This is a genomic window from Streptomyces sp. NPDC056222, assembly GCF_042264065.1.
GTDB lineage: Bacteria > Actinomycetota > Actinomycetes > Streptomycetales > Streptomycetaceae > Streptomyces.
Genome location: NZ_JBHJTL010000002.1, coordinates 71,944 through 95,574, shown reverse-complemented (window position 1 = coordinate 95,574; position 23,631 = coordinate 71,944). Strand labels below are relative to the sequence as shown.

At 70.9% G+C, this 23,631-nt stretch carries 18 protein-coding genes and 1 pseudogene; 9 read left to right on the top strand and 10 right to left on the bottom strand.

Going from position 1 to position 23,631, the window contains the following annotated elements:
* Positions 1 to 11: 11 nt before the first annotated feature.
* A complete protein-coding gene (locus ACFC0D_RS01645; RefSeq protein WP_376430448.1) occupies positions 12 to 2,873 on the bottom strand; it encodes an FHA domain-containing protein in 2,862 nt (953 codons plus the stop codon).
* Between the two features lie 110 nt (positions 2,874 to 2,983).
* Here ACFC0D_RS01645 and ACFC0D_RS01640 point away from each other — a divergent pair, with 110 nt between their 5' ends.
* Entirely contained in the window at positions 2,984 to 3,673 is a 690-nt protein-coding gene (locus ACFC0D_RS01640) for a TetR/AcrR family transcriptional regulator (RefSeq protein WP_376430447.1), read from the top strand.
* Here ACFC0D_RS01640 and ACFC0D_RS01635 read toward each other — a convergent pair.
* Entirely contained in the window at positions 3,642 to 4,448 is an 807-nt protein-coding gene (locus tag ACFC0D_RS01635; RefSeq protein WP_376430446.1) for a class II aldolase/adducin family protein, read from the bottom strand. The genes ACFC0D_RS01640 and ACFC0D_RS01635 overlap by 32 nt on opposite strands.
* Positions 4,449 to 4,602: 154 nt before the next feature.
* Between ACFC0D_RS01635 and ACFC0D_RS01630 the strand changes: the two genes are divergently transcribed.
* Together ACFC0D_RS01630 and ACFC0D_RS01625 are read left to right on the top strand one after the other, a co-directional pair.
* Entirely contained in the window at positions 4,603 to 5,298 is a 696-nt protein-coding gene (locus ACFC0D_RS01630) for a ThuA domain-containing protein (protein WP_376430445.1), read from the top strand.
* Positions 5,299 to 5,911: 613 nt separating this feature from the next.
* Complete coding sequence (locus ACFC0D_RS01625) at positions 5,912 to 7,303, top strand: NADP-dependent succinic semialdehyde dehydrogenase (protein ID WP_376430444.1); 1,392 nt, start codon at positions 5,912 to 5,914, stop codon at positions 7,301 to 7,303.
* A gap of 46 nt (positions 7,304 to 7,349) precedes the next feature.
* Here ACFC0D_RS01625 and ACFC0D_RS01620 read toward each other — a convergent pair whose 3' ends face one another.
* Both ACFC0D_RS01620 and ACFC0D_RS01615 read right to left on the bottom strand, forming a co-directional pair.
* A complete protein-coding gene (locus tag ACFC0D_RS01620; protein ID WP_376430443.1) occupies positions 7,350 to 8,363 on the bottom strand; it encodes a PHP domain-containing protein in 1,014 nt (337 codons plus the stop codon).
* A 9-nt stretch (positions 8,364 to 8,372) separates the two neighbouring features.
* Positions 8,373 to 10,463: a SpoIIE family protein phosphatase gene (locus ACFC0D_RS01615; RefSeq protein WP_376430442.1), complete on the bottom strand. Its 2,091-nt coding sequence runs from the start codon at positions 10,461 to 10,463 to the stop codon at positions 8,373 to 8,375.
* A 90-nt stretch (positions 10,464 to 10,553) separates the two neighbouring features.
* Between ACFC0D_RS01615 and ACFC0D_RS01610 the strand changes: the two genes are divergently transcribed.
* Positions 10,554 to 13,994 (top strand): BTAD domain-containing putative transcriptional regulator, encoded by a 3,441-nt coding sequence (locus tag ACFC0D_RS01610; protein WP_376430441.1) that lies wholly within the window; start codon positions 10,554 to 10,556, stop codon positions 13,992 to 13,994.
* A gap of 96 nt (positions 13,995 to 14,090) precedes the next feature.
* Here ACFC0D_RS01610 and ACFC0D_RS01605 read toward each other — a convergent pair whose 3' ends face one another.
* On the bottom strand, positions 14,091 to 14,981 hold the full coding sequence (locus tag ACFC0D_RS01605; protein WP_376430440.1) for a siderophore-interacting protein: 891 nt from the start codon (positions 14,979 to 14,981) through the stop codon (positions 14,091 to 14,093).
* A 175-nt stretch (positions 14,982 to 15,156) separates the two neighbouring features.
* On the opposite strand from ACFC0D_RS01605, the gene ACFC0D_RS01600 reads away from it, so the two are divergent.
* Together ACFC0D_RS01600 and ACFC0D_RS01595 are read left to right on the top strand one after the other, a co-directional pair.
* Positions 15,157 to 15,357, top strand: a complete 201-nt coding sequence (locus ACFC0D_RS01600) for a hypothetical protein (RefSeq protein WP_147981931.1) — start codon at positions 15,157 to 15,159, stop codon at positions 15,355 to 15,357.
* Between the two features lie 222 nt (positions 15,358 to 15,579).
* The gene (locus ACFC0D_RS01595) at positions 15,580 to 16,758 is read left to right on the top strand and encodes an acyl-CoA dehydrogenase family protein (protein WP_376430439.1); all 1,179 of its coding nucleotides are present in this window, start codon (positions 15,580 to 15,582) and stop codon (positions 16,756 to 16,758) included.
* Positions 16,759 to 17,055: 297 nt separating this feature from the next.
* On the opposite strand, the pseudogene ACFC0D_RS01590 reads toward ACFC0D_RS01595, so the two are convergent.
* Positions 17,056 to 17,187, bottom strand: a pseudogene (locus ACFC0D_RS01590) (IS701 family transposase); the annotation flags it as partial.
* 166 nt (positions 17,188 to 17,353) lie between these two features.
* Between ACFC0D_RS01590 and ACFC0D_RS01585 the strand changes: the two are divergent.
* Positions 17,354 to 17,851, top strand: coding sequence for an SRPBCC domain-containing protein (locus tag ACFC0D_RS01585; RefSeq protein ID WP_376430438.1), 498 nt, complete (start codon positions 17,354 to 17,356; stop codon positions 17,849 to 17,851).
* On the opposite strand, the gene ACFC0D_RS01580 is transcribed toward ACFC0D_RS01585, so the two are convergent.
* From ACFC0D_RS01580 to ACFC0D_RS01570, 3 genes are all read right to left on the bottom strand, one after another.
* Positions 17,809 to 19,560, bottom strand: a complete 1,752-nt coding sequence (locus ACFC0D_RS01580) for an MFS transporter (protein ID WP_376430437.1) — start codon at positions 19,558 to 19,560, stop codon at positions 17,809 to 17,811. The two genes, ACFC0D_RS01585 and ACFC0D_RS01580, sit on opposite strands and share 43 nt — an antisense overlap.
* Before the next feature lie 652 nt (positions 19,561 to 20,212).
* Positions 20,213 to 20,395 carry a hypothetical protein gene (locus ACFC0D_RS01575; protein ID WP_376430436.1) on the bottom strand — a complete coding sequence of 61 codons (183 nt, stop codon included), beginning with the start codon at positions 20,393 to 20,395 and terminating at the stop codon, positions 20,213 to 20,215.
* A 334-nt stretch (positions 20,396 to 20,729) separates the two neighbouring features.
* Positions 20,730 to 21,011, bottom strand: coding sequence for a hypothetical protein (locus tag ACFC0D_RS01570; RefSeq protein WP_376430435.1), 282 nt, complete (start codon positions 21,009 to 21,011; stop codon positions 20,730 to 20,732).
* Between the two features lie 54 nt (positions 21,012 to 21,065).
* On the opposite strand from ACFC0D_RS01570, the gene ACFC0D_RS01565 reads away from it, so the two are divergent.
* Both ACFC0D_RS01565 and merB read left to right on the top strand, forming a co-directional pair.
* The gene (locus tag ACFC0D_RS01565; protein ID WP_376430434.1) at positions 21,066 to 21,797 is read left to right on the top strand and encodes a MerR family transcriptional regulator; all 732 of its coding nucleotides are present in this window, start codon (positions 21,066 to 21,068) and stop codon (positions 21,795 to 21,797) included.
* Between the two features lie 244 nt (positions 21,798 to 22,041).
* Positions 22,042 to 22,749 carry an organomercurial lyase gene (gene merB / locus ACFC0D_RS01560; RefSeq protein ID WP_376430433.1) on the top strand — a complete coding sequence of 236 codons (708 nt, stop codon included), beginning with the start codon at positions 22,042 to 22,044 and terminating at the stop codon, positions 22,747 to 22,749.
* Between the two features lie 161 nt (positions 22,750 to 22,910).
* Here the strand turns inward: merB and ACFC0D_RS01555 are convergent, their stop codons facing one another.
* Positions 22,911 to 23,537: a hypothetical protein gene (locus tag ACFC0D_RS01555; protein ID WP_376430432.1), complete on the bottom strand. Its 627-nt coding sequence runs from the start codon at positions 23,535 to 23,537 to the stop codon at positions 22,911 to 22,913.
* Between the last annotated feature and the right edge of the window lie 94 nt (positions 23,538 to 23,631).

Genomic DNA, 23,631 nt, shown 5'->3' with positions numbered 1-23,631 from the left:
TGCCTCTCTGCTCACTTGCGCATGATCACCGGCTCTTGCCGCCGCAACAGCCGCGCGACGACGAAGCCGAGGACGAGACAGAGCACGACCAGCATCCCCATGTCGAACAGCCAGGCTTCCAGGGTGTGGTCCATGAGCGGATCTGTCGTCTTGTCGCTCGGCGCGGTCGTCCCGATGTCGATGGTCGCGCCCATCGCCGCGAACGCCCACCGCGACGGCACCAGCCACGCCAGCTGTTCGAGGACCGGTGTCCCGGTGACCTTCAGCAGCGCCCCGCAGAACACCACCTGGACGATGGCGAGGAGGACGAGCAACGGCATGGTCATCTCCTCCTTGCGCACCAGGGCGGAGACGAACAGACCGAGCATCATCGCCGTGAAGGACAGCAGCGCGACCGCGAGCGTGAGTTCCACGAGCGGCGGGAGGAGCACGCCTTTGCCGTCCGGCACGTTCAGGGGCACGCCGATCAGCGCGACCAGGGTCAGGACCACCGCCTGGACGACCGTGATCAGACCGAGCACCACGACCTTCGACATGAGATACGCGGAGCGTGACAGGCCGACGGCTCTCTCCCGTCGGTAGATCGTGCGTTCCTTCACCAGCTCGCGCACCGCGTTGGCGGCACCCGTCAGAACGCCGCCGACACAGAGGATGAGCAGGACGTTCAGCGTCGACTCGGGGTTGAGGCTGCCCTCCGAAAGGGCCCGGGCCATCGCACCCATCACGAACGGCAGGGCGATCATGATGGCCAGGAACATCCGGTCGGCGGCCAGGGCGGCGACATAGCGGCGCACCAGCGTACGGAGCTGGGAGCCCCAGCTCTGCGCCTTGGGCGGCGCTCCGATCTCCGGTGCCGCACCGGAACTCGGCAGGCTCGTCCGGTCCATCGCGTCGGCGATGTACCGCCGGTGGAAGCGGGAGGAGCGGTACTGGCCCGCCCAGTCGCGGCCGCGCTCCTTCTCGAAGGCCTCGAACGCCTCCGGCCACTGCTCGAACCCGAAGAACTCCAGTGTGTCGTCCGGCGGCCCGTAGTACGCCACCCGGCCGCCGGGCGCGAGCACGAGCAGCCGGTCGCAGACGTCCAGACTCAGCACACTGTGCGTGACGACGATGACCGTACGGCCGTCGTCGGCGAGCCCGCGCAGCATGTGCATCACCGAGCGGTCCATCCCCGGGTCGAGGCCCGAGGTCGGCTCGTCCAGGAAGAGCAGCGACGGCTTCGTGAGCAGCTCCAGGGCCACGCTGACCCGCTTGCGCTGACCGCCGGAGAGACTGTGGATGGGCTGTTCCGCCCGTTCGCCGAGGCCGAGTTCACCGATGACCTCGTCGACCCGGGCCCGGCGCTCGTCCGCCGCGGTGTCCTCGGGGAAGCGCAGCTCGGCGGCGTATCCGAGGGCCCGCCTTACGGTGAGCTGGAGGTGCAGGATGTCGTCCTGCGGGACGAGCCCGATGCGCTGGCGCAGCTCCGCGTAGTCCCGGTAGAGGTCCCGCCCGTCGTACAGCACCGTGCCACGGTCGGCGGGGCGCTGGCCGGTGAGCGCGCCGAGCAGGGTGGACTTGCCGGCGCCGGACGGCCCGACGACGGCGAGGAGACACTTCTGCCCGACGGGGAAGGAGACGTCTTCGAGGAGGGTCTTCCGGCCGCGGTCGACGGTGACCGCCAGATCCTGCACGTCGAGCGAGACCTCGCCGGTGTCGGTGTACTCGACGAGCTGCCCACCGATGAGGCAGAACGCGGAGTGGCCGATGCCGACGATGTCGTCCGGGGTCACACGGGCGCTGTCCACGGGATGGCCGTTGAGGAAGGTGCCGTTGTGACTGCCGAGGTCGTGGATCCAGTACGTGCCGTCCGGCTTGGCCAGCAGTTCGGCATGGCGCCTCGAGACCACGAGGTCGTCGACGACCAGATCGTTGTCGGGACCCCGGCCGATGCGCACGGTCCTGGTGGGCAGCGGCCTCACCGAGGTGGGCTGCCGGAAGGTGCCGGTGGCGGCCGGATGGGACACGGAGGAGGGCCGCGGCGGGGTCCGCGGCGGCGCGGGGGCGGGCGGTTCCGGGGTCGGTACGGGGGGCGGCGCGGGCTTCGGCGGCTCGGGGGCCGGTACGGGCGGTGGCGCCGGGGTGGACGGGCCGGGCTCGTGCGGTGGTGTCGGGGCGGGCGCGGAAGGCGCGGGCTCCGGCGGTGGTGTCGGGGCGGGCGCCGGCGCGGAAGGCGCGGGGGCCGGGGGTATGGGCCGGTGCAGCTGCGTCGCCGCGGAGTCGGCTTCGTGCGGTGGCGCCGGTTCGGTGCCGGGTTCCTGTACGGCCGTGGGTTCGGTGCCGGTCCCGTGCGGGGCGGGCGGTTCGGTGCCGGTCCCGTGCGGGGCGGGCGGTTCGGTGCCGGTCCCGTGCGGGGCGGGCGGTTCGGTGCCGGTCCCGTGCAGGGCGGGCGGTTCGGCGCCGGGTTCGTGTACGGGCGTGGGCTCGGTGCCGGAGTCGTGCACGACCGTCGGTTCGGCGCCGGGGGCACGGACGGACGTGGGTTCGGTGCCGGGCTCGCGTACGGCCGGTGGTGCGGTTCCGGAGAGTACGGCGCAGGGGCCGTCCCCGGGATGCCCGAACCGTATGACCGTACCCGGGCCGACCTCGCGCACCGCGACACGGTGGCTGTCCGCGTAGGTGCCGTTCGTGCTGCCCTCGTCCTCGAGCGTCCAGTGCCCCGCGACGGCCCGCAGGACCGCGTGGTGCCAGGACGTCCGGTCGTCCACGAGGACGATATCGCTGGTGGGGTCGCGCCCGATGCGGTAGACCCGGCTCGGACTCATCACGGTCGCGTCCCCATTGATCTCGAGGACGAGCTCGGGTGCGGCAGGCGCGACGGGCCGCTCTCCCATGCGTGAATTTTATCTTCCGGGGCGGATCCGTGCCTGCGAGAGACGCCGGTATCGTGGTCGCCCGGTCGTGGACGAGGGGTGCCCCGATCGTGGACGAAGGAGGGCCACCCGTGCCGAAAGGTGTCACCAAGCGTCGGCCCCGGACCCGGGCCGCCCTGCTGAAGGCCGCTCTGGAGACCTTCGCGGAGCACGGTTTCCACGCCACCTCCATCGAGCAGATCTGTGAGCGGGCCGGCTACACACGAGGCGCCTACTACTCCAACTTCGCCAGCAAGGAAGAGCTGTTCCTCGCGCTCTTCGACGAGCACAGTGAGCGGACCGTGCGCCGACTGGCGGAGGCGATCGACGCGTTGACCGCCGAGGAGTACACGCTGGAGAGGCTGGCCGAGCTGGCCTCCCGTGTGGAGCCGGACGAGCGGGACTGGTACCTCGTCACCACCGAGTTCACCCTGCACGCCATCCGCGACCCGCAGGCGGCGTGGGTGCTCGCCCGGCACGACGCCCGGCTGCGGGCCGAGATCGCCCGCGGGCTGACGTCCGTACTGCGCCGCGCGGGACGGGAACTCACCGTGGACGCCGACCGGTTCGCCCGGATGCTGATCGCCCTGCGAGAGGGCGGACTCGCGCAGAGCTACGTCGAACCCGCGGAGCTCCCGCCCGGCAGCCTCGAACGGGAGTTCCTCGTACCGCTGTTGGCGGCGTCGACGCGTGAGATCACGCCGGGGGACGGGCGGGAGATGGCGCGGGAAGACGCGCCGGAGGTGTCGGTCAGTCGAACAGATCCGGGTCCGACGCGGTGATCTGATCCCACAGCGGGCGGGCCTGGAACCAGCCGGCGAGGTGGGTGCCGACCTGCCCGCGGGTGATCAGTGCCGTCTCGCGGTCGATGAGCTGCGGTGTGCCCGCGGCCATCGCCAACAGCTGGGCCTGGCAGGAGCGTTCCATGGTGATGAACCACCAGACGGCCTCGGCCACGGAGTGTCCGACCGTGAGCAGCCCGTGGTTCTTGAGAATGACCGCCTTGTGTTCTCCGAGCGCCTTCGCGACGCGCTCGCCCTCGTCGAGTTCGTTGACCACGCCCCGGTAGTCGTCGTAGATGCCATGGTCCTCGAAGAAGGCGCAGGCGTCCTGGGTGATCGGATCCAGGGGGATGCCGAGGCTGGAGAACGCCTTGCCGTGCAGCGAGTGCGAGTGCGCGGCGGCGACCGCGTCGGGGCGGGCGGCGTGGACCTGCGAGTGGATGACGAACGCGGCCCGGTTCACGGGACGGTTGCCGGAGAGCAGGGTGCCGTCCTGGTCCACGAGGATCAGGTCGGAGGCCTTGATCTGACTGAAGCTCATCCCGAACGGGTTGACCCAGAAGGCGTGCGGGTTCTCGGGGTCGCGGACGGTGATGTGCCCGGCGACGCCCTCGGAGAACCCGAACTTCCCGAAGAGGCGGAAGCCGGCGGCGAGTTGCTCCTTGCGGTACTGACGTTCCTCCTCGACGGTGTCGAAGGTGGGCGGCAGGGGGATGGTGACGCCCTCGGGCATGGGGCCTACGGCGGCGGTCAGGGCGGGCGGGAGAGTGCTCATGGGTGCTCCTCACGGCGGGCGGGACCTGGTGCCCGCCAAAAGATACAGAGATGTATCCGATGCGCCAATGGATCGAGCGGAACGGTCTTGCGGGAGCAAGCGGAGGATGGCTACGGTCGCGCGGAGAAAGCGCTTACTCGCAGGGAGCTGACTCGTGCCGAAGCCGGACGTCCTGATCTACACCCGCACCGCGGGCTTCCGCCACGACTCGATTCCGGCGGGAGCGGCGGCGCTCGTGGAGCTCGCGGGGGCGATGGGGTTCGCGGCCGGGACGACCGAGGATCCGGCGGATATCACGGCCGAGAGGCTGGGGCGGTGCGCGGCGGTGGTCTTCCTGTCGACGACCGGCACGGTCCTGACGCCGCCGGGACGGGCTGCCTTCGAGGCGTACGTCCGTGGGGGCGGGGGCTTCCTCGCGATCCACGCGGCGGCCAACGCGGAGCCCGACTGGCCCTTCTACGGGGACCTCCTCGGCACCCGCTTCGACGGCCACCCGGAGATGCAGCCGGGCGTGGTGTGCGTGGACGCCCACGACCACCCGGGGACGGCGCCGCTGCCGGGGCGGTGGGAGTGGACGGACGAGTGGTACAACTTCACGTCGAACCCGCGGGGGACCGGGGTGCGCGTGCTGGCCCGCGCGGACGAGTCGACATACCGGGGCGGGACGCTCGGCTCGGACCACCCTTTGGTGTGGTGCCGCGAGGCGGCCGGGGGCCGGGTCTTCTTCACGGCGCTGGGCCACGCGGAGTCGGCCTACCGGGACGCCACGTTCAGGGCGCACCTGACGGGGGCGCTCCGCTGGGTCGCGGCCGGGGAATCTCCCCCACCCCACCCCTCCCCGAAACTCTGACGAGACCGCGGCTCCGCCCCGCGGCGAGGGGGTGAGCCGCTCGAGGCCCCGCCTCGGGCGCCACCGCCCACCGGGAGGCCGGAAACCCTGCGGCGCCCGGCTGCCCGGCCGAGGCCGCCTCCCGCCCCCGGCCGGGCACTCGAAGCCGCCGGTCGGCTTCGCGGGGCCCCGCCTCCAGCGACCGCCCGTGCTGGCCCCTGAAGCCGCCGCTTCGCGCCGCCGCCGGGTCCGCCCTTGGCCGGGTGCTCGAAGGCGTCGGTCGGGTCCGCGGGCATCCCGCCTCCGGCGACCGCCGGTGTCGGGCCTCCTGAAACCGCCGCCTCGTCCCGCCGCCGGGTCCGCCCCTGGCCGGGCGCTCGCAGCCGCCGGTCGGCTCCGGCGCGCATCCCGCCCCCGGCGACCCGCCCGTGCCCTCGGGCCCGCGTCCGGGTTCACCCCCCCCGCATCGGGCTTCCGCGCTCCCGGCCCCGGCCACGTCGCCGAAGCCATCGGCCCCCCACCCCCACCCCCGCCGGCCGCCCGAGGCCACGTCACTCCCGCGCCCCCTCCCCGATTGCGGGCATGGGGAGGGCGCGGGAGGGTGCCTGTGGGGCGGATGCGTAGAGGAGATGACATGGGTATCGCCACAGTGAACCCCGCGACCGGTGAGACGCTGCGGACCTACGACGCCCACGGGCACGACGAGGTCGAGCGGCGGATCGCCGCCGCGCACGAGACCTTCCGGCAGTACCGCAACACCTCCTTCGCCGAGCGCGCCCGCCTCCTGCGGCGGGCCGCCGACCTCCTCGACGAGGACGCCGAGGACATCGCCCACACGATGACCACCGAGATGGGCAAGCCGATCATCGCCGCCCGTGCCGAGGCCGCCAAGTGCGCCAAGGCCATGCGCTGGTACGCCGATCATGCCGAGGCCCTGCTCGCCGACGAGCAGCCCGCCCAGGCCGACGTCCACGACTCCGGGGCCGACACCGCCCGCGTCCACTACCGCCCTCTCGGCCCCATCCTCGCCGTCATGCCCTGGAACTTCCCGCTCTGGCAGGTCGTCCGGTTCGCCGCGCCCGCCCTCATGGCCGGCAACACCGGGCTCCTCAAGCACGCCTCCAACGTGCCCAGGACCGCCCTCTACCTCGGCGATCTCTTCCGCCGTGCCGGATTCCCCGAAGGCTGTTTCCAGACCCTCCTCATCGGCTCCTCGGCCGTCGAGGCCGTGCTGCGCGACAGCCGGATCGTCGCCGCCACGCTCACCGGCAGCGAGCCCGCCGGGCGCTCGGTCGCCTCCATCGCGGGCGACGAGGTCAAGAAGACGGTCCTGGAGCTCGGCGGCAGCGACCCGTACATCGTCATGCCCTCCGCCGATCTCCCACGGGCCGTCAAGACCGCCGTCACGGCACGCGTCCAGAACAACGGGCAGTCCTGCATCGCGGCCAAGCGCTTCATCATCCACAACGACGTCTACGACGACTTCGCCGAACGGTTCACCGCCGCCATGAACGCGCTGACCGTCGGAGACCCCCTCGACGAATCCACCGACGTCGGCCCCCTCGCCACCGAGCAGGGCCGTGCCGACCTCGAGGAGCTGGTCGACGACGCCGTACAGAAGGGCGCGACCGTCCTGTGCGGCGGAGGCCGCCCCGAGAACCGGTCCCGCGGCTGGTTCTACAAGGTCACCGTGCTCACCGGCATCACCCCCCAGATGCGCATCCACCAGGAAGAGGCGTTCGGCCCGGTCGCCACCCTCTACCCGGTGTCCGACATCGAGGAGGCCGTGGCCGTCGCCAACGACTCGCCCTTCGGCCTCAGTTCGAACGTCTGGACCCGCAACGACGAGGACATCGCCTTCTTCGTACGGGACTTGGAGGCCGGCGGCGTCTTCGTCAACGGCATGACCGCGTCCCATCCGGCGCTCCCGTTCGGGGGCGTGAAGCGGTCCGGCTACGGCCGTGAACTCTCCGGCCACGGCATCCGTGAGTTCTGCAATGCGACGACGGTCTGGCAGCGCGCCTGATCTGCCGTCGATTCGGAAACCGCCATAGCTGGCGGCACAGATTGCGCTATCGCTCCTGCGTCCAGCGCAGCAGCTCCTCCGCCGACCACGCGTTGATCACCCGCTCCACCGGCACCCCGCACTCCTCAGCCCGCGCGCAACCGAAGATCTGCCACTCCAGCTGCCCCGGCGCGTGCGCGTCCGTGTCCACGGCGAACCACACCCCGGCCTCCACCGCCTGCTGCAGCAGCCGCCGCGGCGGATCGAGCCGCTCCGGGCGGCTGTTGATCTCCACCGCCGTCCCGGACTCGACGCACGCCGCGAACACCCGGTCCGCGTCGAAGGTCGACTCCGGCCGCAGCCGCCCCCCGCTCACGAGCCGCCCCGTGCAGTGTCCGAGGACGTCCATCAGGGGGTTGCGGACCGCCTTCTCCATCCGCCGTGTCATCGCCGGCGCTTCCATCCGCAGCTTCGAGTGCACCGAGCCGACCACGACGTCCAGCCGGTCGAGCAGCTCCGGCTCCTGGTCCAGCGAACCGTCCTCCAGGATGTCGCACTCGATTCCGGTCAGCAGCCGGAACGGCGCCCACTCCTCGTTCAGCCGTGCCACCACGTCCAGTTGCTCACGCAGCCGATCCGGCGAAAGCCCGCGCGCGACCTTCAGGCTCGGTGAGTGGTCCGTCAGGACCGCCCACTCGTGGCCGATCCGCGCCGCCGTGCGGCCCATGTCCTCGATCGTGCTCCCGCCGTCCGACCACTCGGAGTGCAGATGGCAGTCCCCGCGCAACGCCGCCCGCAGCGTCTCCCCGCCGCTGACCTCCGGCACGGGGATCTCGGCCTCCAGGCGCTCCAGATACTCCGGAACCCGGCCCTCGATCGCCTCCCGGATCACCGCCGCCGTCTTCGGCCCGATGCCCTTGACCGACTCGAGCGTGCCGGCCGTCGCCCGCCGCTGCGCCTCGCCGTCCGCCATCGCCGCGACCGCCGCGGAGGCGGTACGGAACGCCCTGACCCGGTACGTCGGTGCCTGGGACCGTTCGAGCAGGAAGGCGATCCGGTCCAGCGCCGCCACGGGATCCATCGCCGCACCTCACCCTCGGCTCGTTGACTCGGCAGCCGCGGCCGGCACCTGCGTCGGGCCGATCTCGCACCACACGGCCTTGCCCTCGCCGCGTGGCTCCACACCCCACCGCGACGCCAGCGCGTCCAGGAGCAGCAGCCCGCGCCCCGAGGTCGCCGCCTCGCCCGGTGTACGCCGACGGGGCCACGCACTCGAACGGTCCTGCACCGAGAGCCGTACCCGCCGCACCGGCTCCGGCAGCACCTCCAGCGTGAGCACCGCGCCGCCCTCGGTGTGCAGCAGTACGTTCACCAGCAGCTCGCCCGTCAACAGCTCCGCATCGTCTGCGAGTTCGGGCATGCTCCAGTCCCGTAGCGCCTGACCCACCGCCGCCCGTGCGTCCGAGAGCCCCTGCGGATCAGCCTGGTGGATGTACTGATGGATGCGCGGCGCCCGTGGCGTCCCCGGGTCGGGACTGCGCCGCAGCACCAGCAGTGCCACGTCGTCACCCGCGCCCCACCGCTCCCACAGCTGTTCCGACAGATGGTCCGCGAGCGCCTCCGCCTGCGGCGGACCACTGCTCATCGCCGCCGACAGCGCCTCCAGGCCGGACTCGATGTCCGAGCCCGGCTGTTCGACCAGGCCGTCCGTGCAGAGTACCAGCGTCTCGCCCGGAACCAGGTCGAGCCGCGTCTCCGGGAACTCCTCGTCCCCGAACACGGTCGCCAGGCCGAGCGGAAGCCCGCCGCGGAGCTTCGGCTGCCCGACCCGGCCGTCGGTGTGCCGGATCAGCGGCCCCAGATGCCCGGCGCGCACCGCGCGCACCGCGCCCGTGCCCAGGTCCACCTGGGCGTAGGTGCAGGTCGCGAAGCGGTTCGTGTCGAGCTCGGCGAGGAAGCGCGAGGCCCGGGCCAGCACGGTCGAGGGCGCGTGGCCCTCACCCGCGTACGCCCTGAGCGCGATCCTCAACTGCCCCATGATCGCGGCCGCGTGGGTGTCGTGGCCCTGGACGTCGCCGACCACGACCCCGACGCGGCCGCGGGGTAGCGGGATCACGTCGTACCAGTCACCGCCTACCTGCCGCCCGCTCCACGCCGCGTGGTACCGCACCGCGATCTCGCCGCCGGAGATCGCCGGAATCCGGCGGGGAAGCATCGTCTCCTGCAGCCCGGTGGCGAGCTCACGCTCCTCGTCGAAGAGGAGGGCGCGCTGGAGGGACTGCGCGACGATCGCGGCGAGGCCGAGCAGCAGGTTGCGTTCGTCGGCGTTGAAGGACGAACGGCGTCGGTAGAACAGCGCCATACCGCCGAGCGAGCGGGCCTGCGCGACCAGAGGCAGATAGCAGGCGGACTTGAACCTCAGCCGATCGATGTACGGAGCGAGTTCCGGGAAGTCCCGGCCGAGCGAGGTGAACGCGGGCACGAACCGGGGCCGCCCCCTCAGCACCGTCTCGGCGAGCGGCAGGCCCCGGTCCAGGCGGCGCGAACGGAAGTCGTTCAGGGCGTCCAGGGACTCGCCGCTCAGCGCGATGATGTTCAGCGAGCCGTTCTCCACCAGACCGAGCGCGAGACCGTCCGCGCCGAGCCGGGCGAGCCCGCCCGGGCCCGTCATCGCGGCCGTCACGTCGTCGACCGTCACGGCCCGCGACAGCGCGTGCGTGGTCCGCTCGACGATGCTGGTCTGCACCTCGCGGCGCTTCTCCAGCTCCAGGACGATCTCGGAGTGCGCGACCTCGGTGGTGGTGTCCCGGACGATCCCGACGATCCGGTGGGCCATGCCGTCGGGCGTCCGCAGAATTCGTGCCTGGACATGCGTCCACTGGGGTGTACCGTCCTCGTCCTCCGTCCGGAAGTGCGCTGAGTACGAGGTCTCGCCACTGGTGATCGCCTGGTGGATCACCGTGTCGAGCCGAGCCCGCTCCTCAGGGTCGAGCCGTTGGATCAGCGAGGTCGGGCGCCCGTCGAACCCGCCCGATTCCAGCCCGAAGACCAGCAGCCCGGCCTCGTCGACGTCGATGGTGCCCGTGTCGAGGTCCCAGTCGAAGCTGCCGGTCCGATTCATGGCGAGCCGCTCGGTGGGCCCGATCTCGCCAGTGTGCGTGCCCCGGTCGTCATCGGTCATCGTCACCATTGTCGAACCCGCACCCCCTCAACGCCATGGCGGCGACACGCGGCGTACTGGAGTTGTGACCGACCGGGGGAGAATGGGCCGGTGATCCTCCGCTATCGCGTCCTCGGCCCGAGCCGTGCCCTCCGGGCCGACGGCGGCCCGGTCGCGCTCAGCGGCGCCCGGCTCCGGGCCCTGCTGGCCGCCCTGGCCGCCACCGGCGGGCGCGAGGTCGGAGTGGCCGAGCTGATCGACCTGATCTGGGAGGACGAGCCGCCCGAGGAGCCCACCGCGGCCCTGCAGGCTCTGGTCGGGCGGCTGCGGCGGGCGCTCGGCAGGGAGGCCGTCGCCTCCACGGCCGGCGGGTACCGGCTCGCCGCCGGCCCCGAGGACATCGACCTCCATGTGTTCGAGCGGCTGGCCACCGAGGGGTCCGGCGCACTCGCGGCGGGGGACCCGGCACGAGCGGCCCGGCTCCTCGACGACGCGCTCGGGCTGTGGAGCGGGCCCGCCCTCGCCGACCTCCCGGGCCGGGACGCTGACCCTGTCGTCGTACGGACCGACCGACGCCACGCGCAGGCCCACCAGGACCGCCTCGCCGCCGACGTGGCCCTGGGGCAGGCGGCGACCGCGCTCGCCCCGCTCGCGGCCCTGGCCGCCGAGCAGCCGCTGGACGAGCCGCTCCAGGCCCTCCGCATCCGGGCCCTGCGGGCAGCGGGCCGGCCCGCCGAGGCGCTGCAGGCGTACGCCGAGGTCCGCGCCGTCCTCGCGAACCGCCTCGGCGCGGATCCAGGGCCTGAACTGAGGGAACTGCACGCCGAGTTGCTGGCGGGTGACACCCCCGCGCCGGAACGCCCCCACGTCCCCGCACGGCTCACGTCCTTCGTCGGGCGCGAGACCGAATTGGACTCCCTCGTCGCCGAGTTGGGGGAGCAGCGTCTCGTCACCCTGCTCGGCACCGGCGGGGTCGGCAAGACGCGGCTGGCTCTGGAGGCCGCCGAACGCGGCGCGCCGCGCCGGCAGGAAGGCGTGCGTGTCGCCGAACTCGCCTCCGTACGCTCGGAGTCCGACGTTCCCTCCGCCGTACTCACCGCGCTCGGCGCCCGGGAGACGCAGCTGTGGAGCGGGGCCACGGTCGTCGAGCCGAGCGCGCGGGACACGCTCACCCGGCTCGTGGAGCACTGCGCCTCGCGCCGTCTGCTACTGGTCCTCGACAACTGCGAGCACGTGGTGGGCGCGGCGGCGGAGCTGGTGGAGCGGCTGCTCGTCCGCTGTCCGGGTGTCACCGTGCTCGCCACCAGCCGTGAGCCGCTGGGGGTGCCGGGAGAGTTCGTACGCCTGGTGGAGCCGCTGCCGCCGGACGGCGCGCTGCGTCTGCTGGCGGAGCGCGGGGCGGCCGCGCGGGCCGGCTTCGACCCGGTGGACGACCCCGAGGCGTGCGCGGAGATCTGCCGCCGCCTCGACGGTCTGCCGCTGGCGATCGAGCTGGCGGCGGCGCGCCTGAGGCTGCTCGCCCCGCGTCAGATCGCGGACCGGCTCGACGACCGCTTCCCGTTGCTGACCACCGGGGCCCGGACGGTGCTGCCCAGGCAGCAGACGCTGCGCGCGGTGGTGGACTGGTCCTGGGACCTTCTGGACGGGAGCGAACGGACCGTTCTGCGTCGACTGTCGGTCTTCTCGGGTGGCTGCGACCTGGCGGCGGCGGAAGCGGTCTGCGCGACGGCTGTCGAGAGCGACGGTGCAGGTCGGGAGGGACCGGCTGTGGCCGGTCCGGGCGGCGACGGCGCGGATGGGGCCGGTGCGGGCCGGGACGGGGCAGCTGTGGCCGGTGCAGGTGGGCACGTGACCGTGGCCGTGCCGGCCGCTCACGTCCTCGGCCTCCTCGGCTCGCTTGTCGACAAGTCGCTCGTCGTCGCCGTTCCCGCCCCGGCCGACCACGACGCGGCCATGCGCTACAGCCTCCTCGAGACCGTCGCCGAGTACGCCGCCGAACGTCTCGACGAGAGCGGGGACCGCGCCGCGGCCGAGCGACGTCACCTCGTCCACTACCGGGAACTCGCCCGCGCCGGAGAAGCCGCGCTCCGGGGGCCCGAACAGGACATGTGGCTGCGTCGTTTCGAGAGCGAGCACGACAACGTGACGGCGGCACTGCGGACCGCCGTCGACCGCGGCGAGGAGCAGGAGGCGCTCTGCCTCGTCCTGTCCATGAGCTGGTTCTGGCAGCTCCGGGCCCGGCAGGCCGACGCCCGCGCATGGTCCCTGGCGGCGGCCGCCCTCGGCCCCGACCCGTTCGAGTCGCCCGTTCGGCGCGCCGTGCCATCGGCAGCGCCATGCACCGACACGCCGCCGCCGTGGAGCGAGGAGCAGCTGTGGGAGGCCCGGCGTGGCTGCCGAATGCTGGTCCTCGCGGCGGAAGGCGGTGATGGCGCGACGGCCATGGAGCGGCCCGAGACCCGCGCCCGGCTGGCCGCCATCGTCTCCGCGTACCACCCCGGCATGCCGCAGAACTGTCGCCAGCCCGGCTTGATGTGGTACTTCGCCCGCCTGATGACCGGCGAGTTCCACAGCCTCGACGACACACTGGCGGCCGTCGTCTCCGCCTGCCGCGCCCACGGCGCCCGCTGGGATCTCGCCCTCGCCATCCTCCTGCGGGCCAAGCTCCTCGGCGACCGCCTCGACGACGCCGAGCGGGCGCTCGCGCTCTTCGAGCAGGAGCGGGACCCATGGGCCGTCGCCGAGTCCCTCTGCGCGCGGGGAGAGGCGTACGAACGGGCAGGCCGTCTCTCCGAGGCAGCCGTCGACTTCGAGCGCGCCGCGCAGGCCTCGGCCCGCCTCGGTGCCCGCTCTCAGGTCCCGGTCTTCACGGCCCGCCTCGCCGCCGTACGGCTACGCCTTCCGGCCACCGACGCGACGGCACGGAAGGAGGCCGAACGCCTGCTGGTCGAAGCCGCCGAGGAGACCGGCGCACCGACCGGCGAGCCCGTCGGCACGGCCCGGCTGCTGCTCGCCCAGCACTACGCGCACACCGGGCGCACGGCTCTGGCGCGGGAGCAACTCCATCGCATCGAGGGTGAGTTCCCAGGCAACGCGCCCGACCTGTTCGCCGGTCTGACGGGCGGACTGCGCGGCTGGCTGGACTGCCTCGACGGGGCGTACGACGAGGCCGTGGCGCACCTGGCCGGTGCCGTTCGGGACGTCGAGACCCTCGCGTACCTCGTGGCGCCGTACCTGGTCGTCTGCCAGTTCGTGACGGCGGCCTGGGCGAGGGCGGGGCGGGACTCGGGGCGCGATGCCGAGGACGGCGCCCGGCTCCTGGGCGCGTACGACACGCACCGAGCAGACGCCGGAGGCGCCGGCTTCCGCCCGTTCACGGGACAGACCGAGGCGTCGGTACGGGAACAGGCGGAACGGGCGCTCCGGGCGGCCCTGACCCCGGAGGCGTACACACGCAGCTACGAGGAGGGCGGCACCTTGACGGTGAGGGAGGCGGCGGACCTCGTACGGGGGCCTGAGGAATCGGTGCGAGCTGTCCCCGGTCAGGGCTGAAGCCCCCCGCACGGGGACCTGAAGAATCGGTGATCGGTGCGAGGCCTCCCGCGCCAGGGCCGAAGCCCGCGCACGAGCCGCCGAGCGGCCAGTGCCTCAGGCCCCGGTGCCTCCACCCGCCTCCTCCAACCGCTCCCGGGCCTCCGCCAGGTCCTCCGGCGTGGGCGCGTCGTCCTGGGTGAGGCGGCGGCGCCAGTAGCCGGCGAAGTCGACCGCGCGGCGGTCGTACCCGCGGTCCTCGACCAGGTGTCGCCGTAGAGCCCGTACGGCCCCGGCCTCGCTGCCGAGCCACGCGTACGGTGCGCCGGACGGGAGCGCGGACTCCCGCACGGCGTCCACGACCGACGCGTTCCCGTGCAGCCAGTGCACGGTCAGTTCGCCGGCCGTCTCCAGCGGTTGCTCCTCCGCCGCGTCGGGGACCTGGACGAAGGCGAGGGCGCGGTGGCCCGGCGGCAGCGCCTCGACGATGGTGGCGAGCGCCGGGAGGGAGCACCCGTCGGCGACGAGCAGTGTCCACTCCGCCGCCCCGAGGACGACCGGCTTCGCGAAGTACGCCGAGGGCCCGAACATCCCCAGCGTGTCGCCGGGCCGCGCGCCCAGCGCCCAGCGTGTCGCGGGCCCGTACGGGCCGCCTTCGCCGGCCTCGGCGGCCTCGCCGTGGACGAAGAAGTCGATGTCCACCGTGGCCTCGGCCGGATCGTGGGACCGGAGGGTGTAGCTCCGCATCCACGGACGCTCGGCCTCCGGAATGCCGCCGTACGCCGCGTACCAGCGCATCACGTCACCGTCCGGGTCCGGAGCGGGCAGCACGGGCTCGGACCGGCCGTACGGCCGGGGAAAGTACAGCTTCACCTGCTGGTCGGGCCCGGCGAGCAGGAGTCCTGAGAGGTCCTCGCCACCGAAGGTGACCCTGATCATGCGCGGGGTGACCCGCCGGACGGCGGCGACCCGGATTCGGCGGAGGGGAAATGACTGGGGCTGCGGCATCGAGGGCTCCTGTGTGTCGTGGCTCGGCCGTCCACCCTCGCCGTTCCCGCCGACACGCCGCCGACACGCCGCCGATACGGAACCGACACGGCGGCCGCGCCCGGTCCGGCCCGGATGCGGGACCGGGAGCCGGACACGAGAATGGCCAGTGCCGGAAGAACTAGTAGGAGGCGGCATGAACGCTGAGTCCGACAAGACATCTCCGGGGGAGAGCCCGACGCCCGACCGCCTCTTGCATGCCGGGTCGGAGGGCGAATACACGGCGGAGGACCTGGTCCTCGCCTCAGGTCGTGACGTGAATCCGAAGAGCCTCGCGTGGGCGGAGCGCCGAATGGCGGAGAAGGGACGCGCTTCCCTGGACGAGCTCCTGCCCTGAACCGCGCAGGCAGGCCGTGGTCCCACGGGTTCAGGGAACGAACTCGAACCCACCGGACCCCGGCCCCGCGCCATCACCGCCTCGGTCCGGCCGCTCGGCCGGGCCGGGGCGGTCCGTGCTCGCGGTCCGTGCCTGTCATGGGGCTTCCCCATTTGTGGAACACGTTCTACCGTGGCCGCCGTCGCGCGCACGGTACGAAGGACGCTGCCACGGGAGGCCCCCATGCACCTCGAGTACACGCCCGCCCAGCACCGCCTGCGCGCGGAACTGCGCGCGTACTTCGCCGAGCTCGTCCCCGAGGACGTCCACGCCCGGTATGCCGACCCCGCCGCCCAGAAGCGGTTCTACCGCGAGACCGTGCGCAGGCTCGGCACCGACGGCTGGCTCGGGGTGGGGTGGCCCACCGAGTACGGCGGGCGGGGACTGAGCCCGATGGAGCAATTCATCTTCTTCGACGAGGCCGCCCAGGCGGGCGTCCCGCTGCCGCTGATGGCCCTGAACACCGTCGGTCCCACGATCATGCAGTTCGGCACCGACGAGCAGAAGGCGTACTTCCTGCCGAAGATCCTGTCCGGCGAGATCGACTTCGCCATCGGCTACAGCGAGCCCGACGCGGGCACCGACCTCGCCGCCCTCAAGACCCGCGCGGTCAGGGACGGCGACGAGTACGTCGTGAACGGGCAGAAGATCTGGACGACCAACGGCGACACCGCCGACTGGGTCTGGCTCGCCGTCCGCACGGACCCCGACGCCCCCGCCCACAAGGGCATCACGATGCTGCTCGTCCCGACGAGCGACCCCGGCTACTCCTGCACGCTCATCAACACCCTCGCCTCGCACGACACCACCGCGAGCTACTACGAGAACGTCCGCGTCCCCGTCTCCCACCGCGTCGGCGAGGAGAACAAGGGCTGGCGGCTGATCACCAACCAGCTCAACCACGAGCGCGTGACCCTCGCGGCCCACGGCACGATGGCGATCCGAGCCCTGCACGACGTCCAGCGGTGGGCCTCGGACACCAAGCTCGCCGACGGCCGCCGCGTGATCGACCTCGGCTGGGTGCGCCGCAGCCTCGCCCGTACGCACACCAGGCTCGACGCGATGAAGCTCCTCAACTGGCAGATGGTGAACGCCGTCCAGCAGGGCACCCTCACCCCCCAGGACGCCTCCGCGGTCAAGGTCTACGGCTCCGAGGCCCGCCGCGACGCCTACGCCTGGCTCATGGAGATCGTCGGCGCGGCCGGCGCCCTCAAGGAAGGCTCCGCCGGCACGGTCCTCCACGGCGAACTCGAACGCGGCTACCGCTCCGCCGTCATCTTCACCTTCGGCGGCGGCAACAACGAGATCCAGCGCGAGATCATCTCCTGGATCGGCCTGGGAATGCCCCGCGTCCGACGCTGACGCCTTGTGGCCACGAGCGCTGGTTGGCACACGGTAATGCCTCCGACCTGGGGAGATGCCAACAATCACTCGTAGCCTCGTAGCCTCGTAGCCTCGTAGCCTCGTGGCCGATCGACGAAGTCTTCTTGGCGCACCGGTACACGAAGGGCGGGGCCGGATCGTCGGTGGCTCAGCGGGCTGCTATGGGAAGCGCGGCTACGTCTTCCTCGGAAGCGCGCGACTGCCGCAGTCCTCGTCATCTCGCTCCGCACATAATCGGCCGGACAACTCCTAGAATGAGCACCCTCTGCTGGCCACAGTGGCGTGCCCGGCATGCTCGGCGATGGTCCAGCAGTTCTTCCGCGGCAGGCCGGACAGCAGTCCCACAACGAGCGACCGCGCCCGGCGTCGGGGCTCGGTCCGCGTGAAACGGCCCGCGATCCGGCCCATAAGGGCATCGAACATGTCCCGCCAGCGAGCCAGGTCTACGCTTTGGCCCGCGGCCAGCTCTTGATCTTCGTTTGTCCACACAGCACGCGATGATCACCGGTGGCCGCACCTGTCCTCACACCGCCCCTGGCCAGCTAGATCGCGGTCTACGGCTGGGATACTTACGATGAGCATGCTGGTCAATCTCGGCGCCTTCGGTTGGAGGAGGTTCGCGATGACACACGATGGCGGGCTGAGGCTGCATCTGCAGCGTGTCCTCCGCGCACCGCGCTCGGTCGTATTCCGAGCGTTGACCGAACCGCAGGAACTGGCCAAGTGGTGGGGCCCTGACGGGTTCACCATCCCAAGTGTGGAAAGCGACCTTCGGCCAGGTGGTAGGTATCGGATCGCCATGCAGCCTCCGGAGGGCGATCTGTTCTACCTGGTGGGGGAATTCGTTGAGGTCGACCCTCTGGAACGCCTGTCCTACACGTTCCGATGGGAGGATCCCGATCCCGAGGATCGGGAGACGGTGGTGACGCTGTCGCTTCGCGATATCGGCGGTGCACGGGCCGAGTTGGTCATCAGCCAGGGTGACTTCGCCACTGAGGGGCGCCAAGCTCTTCACGAGGAGGGCTGGACTCAGAGTCTCAACAAGCTGGAGGAGCTGGTGTCGTCGGCCTGAGACCTCTGCCGGGGGGAGGGGCCCTGACGGTGGCCGTACCCGTCTTCGCACCGCCCCTGAACAGCAAGATCGCGATCTACGGCTGGAGTATTAGTCAGCGGGTTCGGTCGCCACTCGGCCTCCCGGTGAACCGCCTCATGCTGCGGACTCGGGTGTGGCGGATGTGGCCCGTGCCTCCGGCTCCGGTATCGGGCCCTTTTTCTTTCGACAGGGGGCAAGGTAATCAACAGCACAGCTGCTCCGAGGAGTGCGATGACCGCGATCCAGCCAGCGCCGACGTGCATGGCGTGGATGAACGCATCATCAGCAGCCTGAGCAAGAGTGGGCCGGTGGATGGCGGTGGCGACGTGGCGGGCCTGTTCGGCGGACACTCGCGCCTGATCCTGCACCGGACCGGGTGCCCCCTCCAGCGAAGGTTCGATCGCACGTCGGTACGTGATCGACATGATCGTGCCGCCTACTGCGATTCCGATCACACTGCCGGTTTGTCGCACGGTGTTGGTGACGGCCGATCCTGCACCGGCCTGTTCCAGCGGCAGGTTGCTGAGCAGTGCGGCCGTAACGGGGCCGATCACCATGCCGATCGAGAGGCCCTGCATCAACAACAGGATCTCGATCCAGACGAGTGGAGTGTGGAGTCCGAGGAACCCGTACCCGCCCATGGTCAGCGCAGCCACGGTCAGGGCCGGCACGGTGACAAGGCGCAGCGACATTCGGCGAACCAGGCGCGAGGCAAGGGGCGCCGCCGCGAGCGCGCCGAATGCGGTCGGGATATTGGCCAAACCTGCCTTCATCGGTGAAAATCCGAGCGCGCCTTGCAGATAGAACGCGTTGTAGAAGGTGATGGCGGCCACGCCGAAGAGCAGCAATCCGAGCGCCATGTTGCCGCCACCGAATGTGCGTTGCGCGAGCAGTCGCGGATCAAAGCTGGGCACCTTGACACGTAATTCGACGAGTACGAAAACTGTCAGCAGGACCAGACCGGCAACGATCGGAGCCCAGACGTCGGTACGACTCCACTCAGCTACCTGCCCAGCCCGGATCAGCCCGTAGGCCAACGCCACGAGCCCGCTGATCGACAACAGCATTCCAGCGGGGTCCAAAGGTCGCAGAGCGGGGCTGCGGAAATTCGGAACCAGCACGGCGAGCCCGACCAACGTCAATGCCGCGACCGGGACATTGATGAGAAATACCGAGCCCCACCAGAAATGATCGAGCAGGAACCCGGCCAGCACCGGTCCGGTAGCCATTCCGACACCTGCCGATGTCGAGAAAATACCGATCGCGGCAGCCCGCGCGGGGCCGGTAAAGGTCCACATGAGGATGGCCATCATGGCGGGCGTGATCAGCGCGCTGCCCACCCCCATAGCAGCTCGAGCTGCAATCAGCTGGCCCACATCGCTTGCGTACGCCGCCCACAGTGAGGACCCGGCGAAGATTACCAACCCAACGGAAAACACAGTCCGGTGACCGAACCGATCGCCCAATGCGCCTGCAGTGAACATCAATGTGGCGAAGGCCAGAGTGTACGAACCGGTCGCCCATTGCAGCTGACCGGGATTGGCCCCCAGTCCGCGGACCGGGTCTGCAAGGGTCTCCAGCGTAGTACTCAGGACGGTATTTTCTAGCCAAATCAGCAGCGAACACATCATAAGAACGGCAAGAATCATCTGCTGCCTGGGCTTCGGCAACGTTGGAGGCGCGGTCATGAACACCTTCGGATCTCGATCGGCGGGAAGTTGAACGACTGGACCATAAGTAAACTCCGCGACGCCGTCAACCTTGGAATTTCTTGTCAATGCTGTTGCGGCTGAACGAGGAATATGCCCTCATTCGGATTTGCAGACTGAAGAATTCTGTGCCCTCTGGTGAATTTGCGAGTCGAAGAAAAACATGACTTCCGGAAGGTTGCGGCTGAGTGGATTTCATGCCCTCCAGTGAGCTGTCGCACCCGCGTCCCACGACCCCAGCTCGGCGCCCACGAACGCGGGCACGTGCTCGCCGCGTTAGCCGTCAGCCAGCCGGACCGCGAACCCCAAGAGGTGCGGCCCGTCGTGCACATGAGCGAGGTGTGGCGGCAGACGCCCATCGACACGGGCGGCGGAGCGAATCTGGGCCAGCCAAAATTCCGGGACCTGTCCACGGCTGTTCGTACTGGCTGACCGGACCACCCCTCTCCGCCGACCATCAACTTGGGTCTGTCACAAACGGGTTCATGGCCTGCCCAGGCCGACGCGCGGAACGGGCCGGCGTCTGCAGTGGCCGATCACGTTGAGGCCGAGGATGCCTGAAGGGGGAGAGCCGACCTGCAGCCGCCGGGTGGTCGCGCGGGCCGCGGACCTACTGGCCGGCGCGCGGGCCTCAGGGCCGGTACACGGGGTCCAGGAGAATGGCCGCGATCAGCAGCCAGGCCCCTGCCCCGAGCGCCCACATGCTCTCACCGACGGCCCCGAGAGCGCTGACGAGCACGGCCGCGGCGGCGAGCGCCACCGACATGCGGCGCACGTGGCGGTCGACGGGCAGACGTCCGTCGGATCGGCTCATGACGCGACTGTAGGCCGGTGTGCCTTTGAGCAGGCGCGCACGTCCGAAGTCTTCACGCGGTCCTGACGCGAGGGAACCGTGTCAGGGCCGCGTGAGCGAGGGCCGCGTGGGACGGAACGTTGCTTGTCGAGGGCGGGATCTGGGATCTGGAGCGGCAAGGCCGGCCCGACGAGGGGATCGAGTTCCGGCCTGTCGCCCACGGCCGCTGCCGGGGGCGGTTCCTGGTCACCCCCGTGCCTGGAGCCGTACCGGCGTCGCTGGAGGCCCGGATGGTCGCGGCGTTCCGTGTGCGCTGTCGTGGGGTGTCGGCGCCGCTCGCGTCCCAAAGGACACCTCAAGGTTCTTGACGGTGCCCCTTCAGGAGCCGGTCCAGCTCGCTCCCGGCCTCGTCGTACCCGGCGTCGGTGATCCGCTGCAGCTCCCGCAGGTCGCGGGCGGCGGCCGCTCGCCGGGTGAGCAGGAGCCCCGCACGCTGGGAACCCTCGTCCAGCAGCTCGCTCAGTTCGTCCAGGTCTCCCGCTTCGTCCGCGAGATCGGCCAGCCGGTCCAGAGCCGACTCGTTGCCCGCGTCGGCCAGCTCACGCAGGGTCTCCCGGTCGATGTTCATGTTCTCCATGACGCCATCGTGCGACCCTGCCCCAGGGGCAGGGTCAAGTGGGACGATGGCCGAGTGATCACCATCGGGCAGCTGGCCAGGTACGTCGGTGTGTCGGTCAAGACCGTCCGCGTGTACCACGAGAAGGGTCTGCTGACCGAACCCGACCGCGACGCTTCCGGCTACCGGCGGTACAGCGCGAGCGACGTCATCGACCTGATCAAGATCCGGACGCTGGCCGAGGCGGGCGTCCCGCTGGCCCGCATCCGTGAGCTGAGATCGGCGAACGCGGAGGAGTTCGAGCAGGCGCTCCACGAGATCGACGACGAGCTCACCGCCCGTATCCGCGACCTGCAGGCAACACAGCACCGCCTGCGCGGGCTCGCCACCGGGCAGGCGGTACCGGTGCCCGACGAGGTCGCCGCCCATCTGGAACGCTTGGCCGGGTGGGGGTTCAGCCCGCGCTGGGTGGACCTGCAGCGCGACCTGTGGATTCTGGTCATCGCCACCCACCCGGACCAGGCGAGCGCGCTCTTCCACGACCAGGCCGAGAGCCTCGCCGACCCGCGGCTACGCCAACTCTTCCTCGCTTACGACCGCGCGCACGACCTGGACCCCCACGATCCCCGCATCGACGACCTCGCCCACCGCATCGTCGCGGCGACCCATGATCGCTACGGTGCCGAGGACCCGCCACATGTGGACGCGGACTCCGACATCCCCGCCCTCATCCAGGGGACCGTCAACGCATCGTCCCCGGCATGGCGTCGACTCGATGTACTCGTTCGACAGCATCTGGACATGTGACCCCTTGGCCGTACCTTGTGACCAGCGCTACTGCCAGAGCCGGTGCCGTATGCGTGGTCCTGCGTACGGGGGAGTGCTTCACGCCGTGTGGTAGGCGGCGGGGATGACGCCGGGTGGGCCATCGGGTGAGGTGGGCCTGGTAGGCGCAGCCGGCGCCGACGGCGTCGCGGCATGGCGGCTGAGTGCCGGCCCGCCGAAGGCGCACGCTGGACTCGTCGCCTCAACCAGCGGAGGAACCACAGGAATGCCCGAGAACGTCTCGACAGCGCCGATGAACCTCGACGAGACGGAGACGGTCCGCCTGGCCGTCTACCACGGGTTCGCGCGCACCGGACGGGCCCCGAGTGTGCCGGAACTCGGCGCACTCACCGGGATCACGCCCGACCAGGTGCGCCAGGAACTGCGCACCCTCCACGGCAGTCGTGATCTGGTCCTGGACCCGCGGGACAACGACCACGTCGTGATGGCCCATCCCTTCGCCTCCGTACCTCTCGGCTTCTCGGTCATGGGGGCCCACACCCTGTGGTGGGGCGGCTGCGCCTGGGACTCGTTCGCCCTGCCCCACCTGCTCCGGGACGAGCCCGATGTCCTGGTCGCCACCCGCTGTCCGGCGTGCGACACCCCGCACGCCTGGGTGGTCGGCCGAGAAGCACCCCCGAAGGGCGACCAGGTGGCCCATTTCCTCACTCCCATGAGCCGGGCCTGGGACGATGTCGTACACACCTGCGGCAACCAGCGCCTGTTCTGCTCCACCGACTGCGTCGACACCTGGCTGCGCAAAACCGGCCAGGAGCGCGGCTACGTCATGGATCTGGCCACCCTGTGGCGCTTCGCCAGTGACTGGTACACCGGACGCCTGGACCCGGGATACACCCGCCGCGAGCCCGCCTCCGCCGCCGCCTACTTCGCCGAGGTCGGCTTGCACGGCTCTTTCTGGGGTCTGCCCGACTGAGAGCCTGCTCCTCTTCGTCCCGAGCTCAGCGCGTCCTCGCGCCCGGCCAAGCCCGGGGGTACGGCATGCGCAGCGTCTCGGCCGTCACGGGAGTGTGGTCCGCGGTGGCGTGAAGCCGACAGCTCGCACTTCGAAGTCCCTCAGGATCGTGCTCCGGTGGATCAGACGTGCGGCAGGTCACCGACGGCCGACCGACTGCCTCCGTAGGAGGCGACCAACGCGTCCACCACAATCGCCGCGTCCGCGTCGGCCACGTCCGCGGGGTACTCCGGCAGCAGGTCGTCCCAGATGACCATCCACGAACCGTACAGTTGGGCTTGCCCCTCGGGGCGGGCGAAGAACCAGATGTGCAGATGGGCGCCACCGTCTCCGATGCGATACACATGGGCCCGCGCGATGTGCGGCAGTGCTTGCACATGGCGGGAGATGTGAGTGGTGAGCACCCCCAACTCGGCTGCCAGTTCGTCGGGCAGGTCCGCCAGGTCGAAGTGATCGCGTGGATGCAGCATCAGCACCAACGGCACGCCGACTCCTGTAATCCGGGTGAGCCGCCAACGGTCGTTGAGCCAGATGCCTTCGTCCCGGCTGCGGCACGCGTCGCAGTCCGACGGGTCCTCGCCGTGTCGCGCAGGTTCGGGCAGCACCGGCGGGCGCAGCGGCGCGACGCGCAGGCCGTCCGGCTCGAACGGACTGATGTCCCACCCCGTCATACGGGCCACTGGGAGCCGTCGCTCACCATCCGTAGCGGTACGTGCGTGGGCGTAGAACTCGTCAGGTCGCAGGGCCATGGCCGAAGACTACTGTTATTCGACGGCAACCAGTGCGTCCGCATGCGCTGCGTCACCACCCTTCGCCTGCAGACGACTTCGTACCGCTCAACTG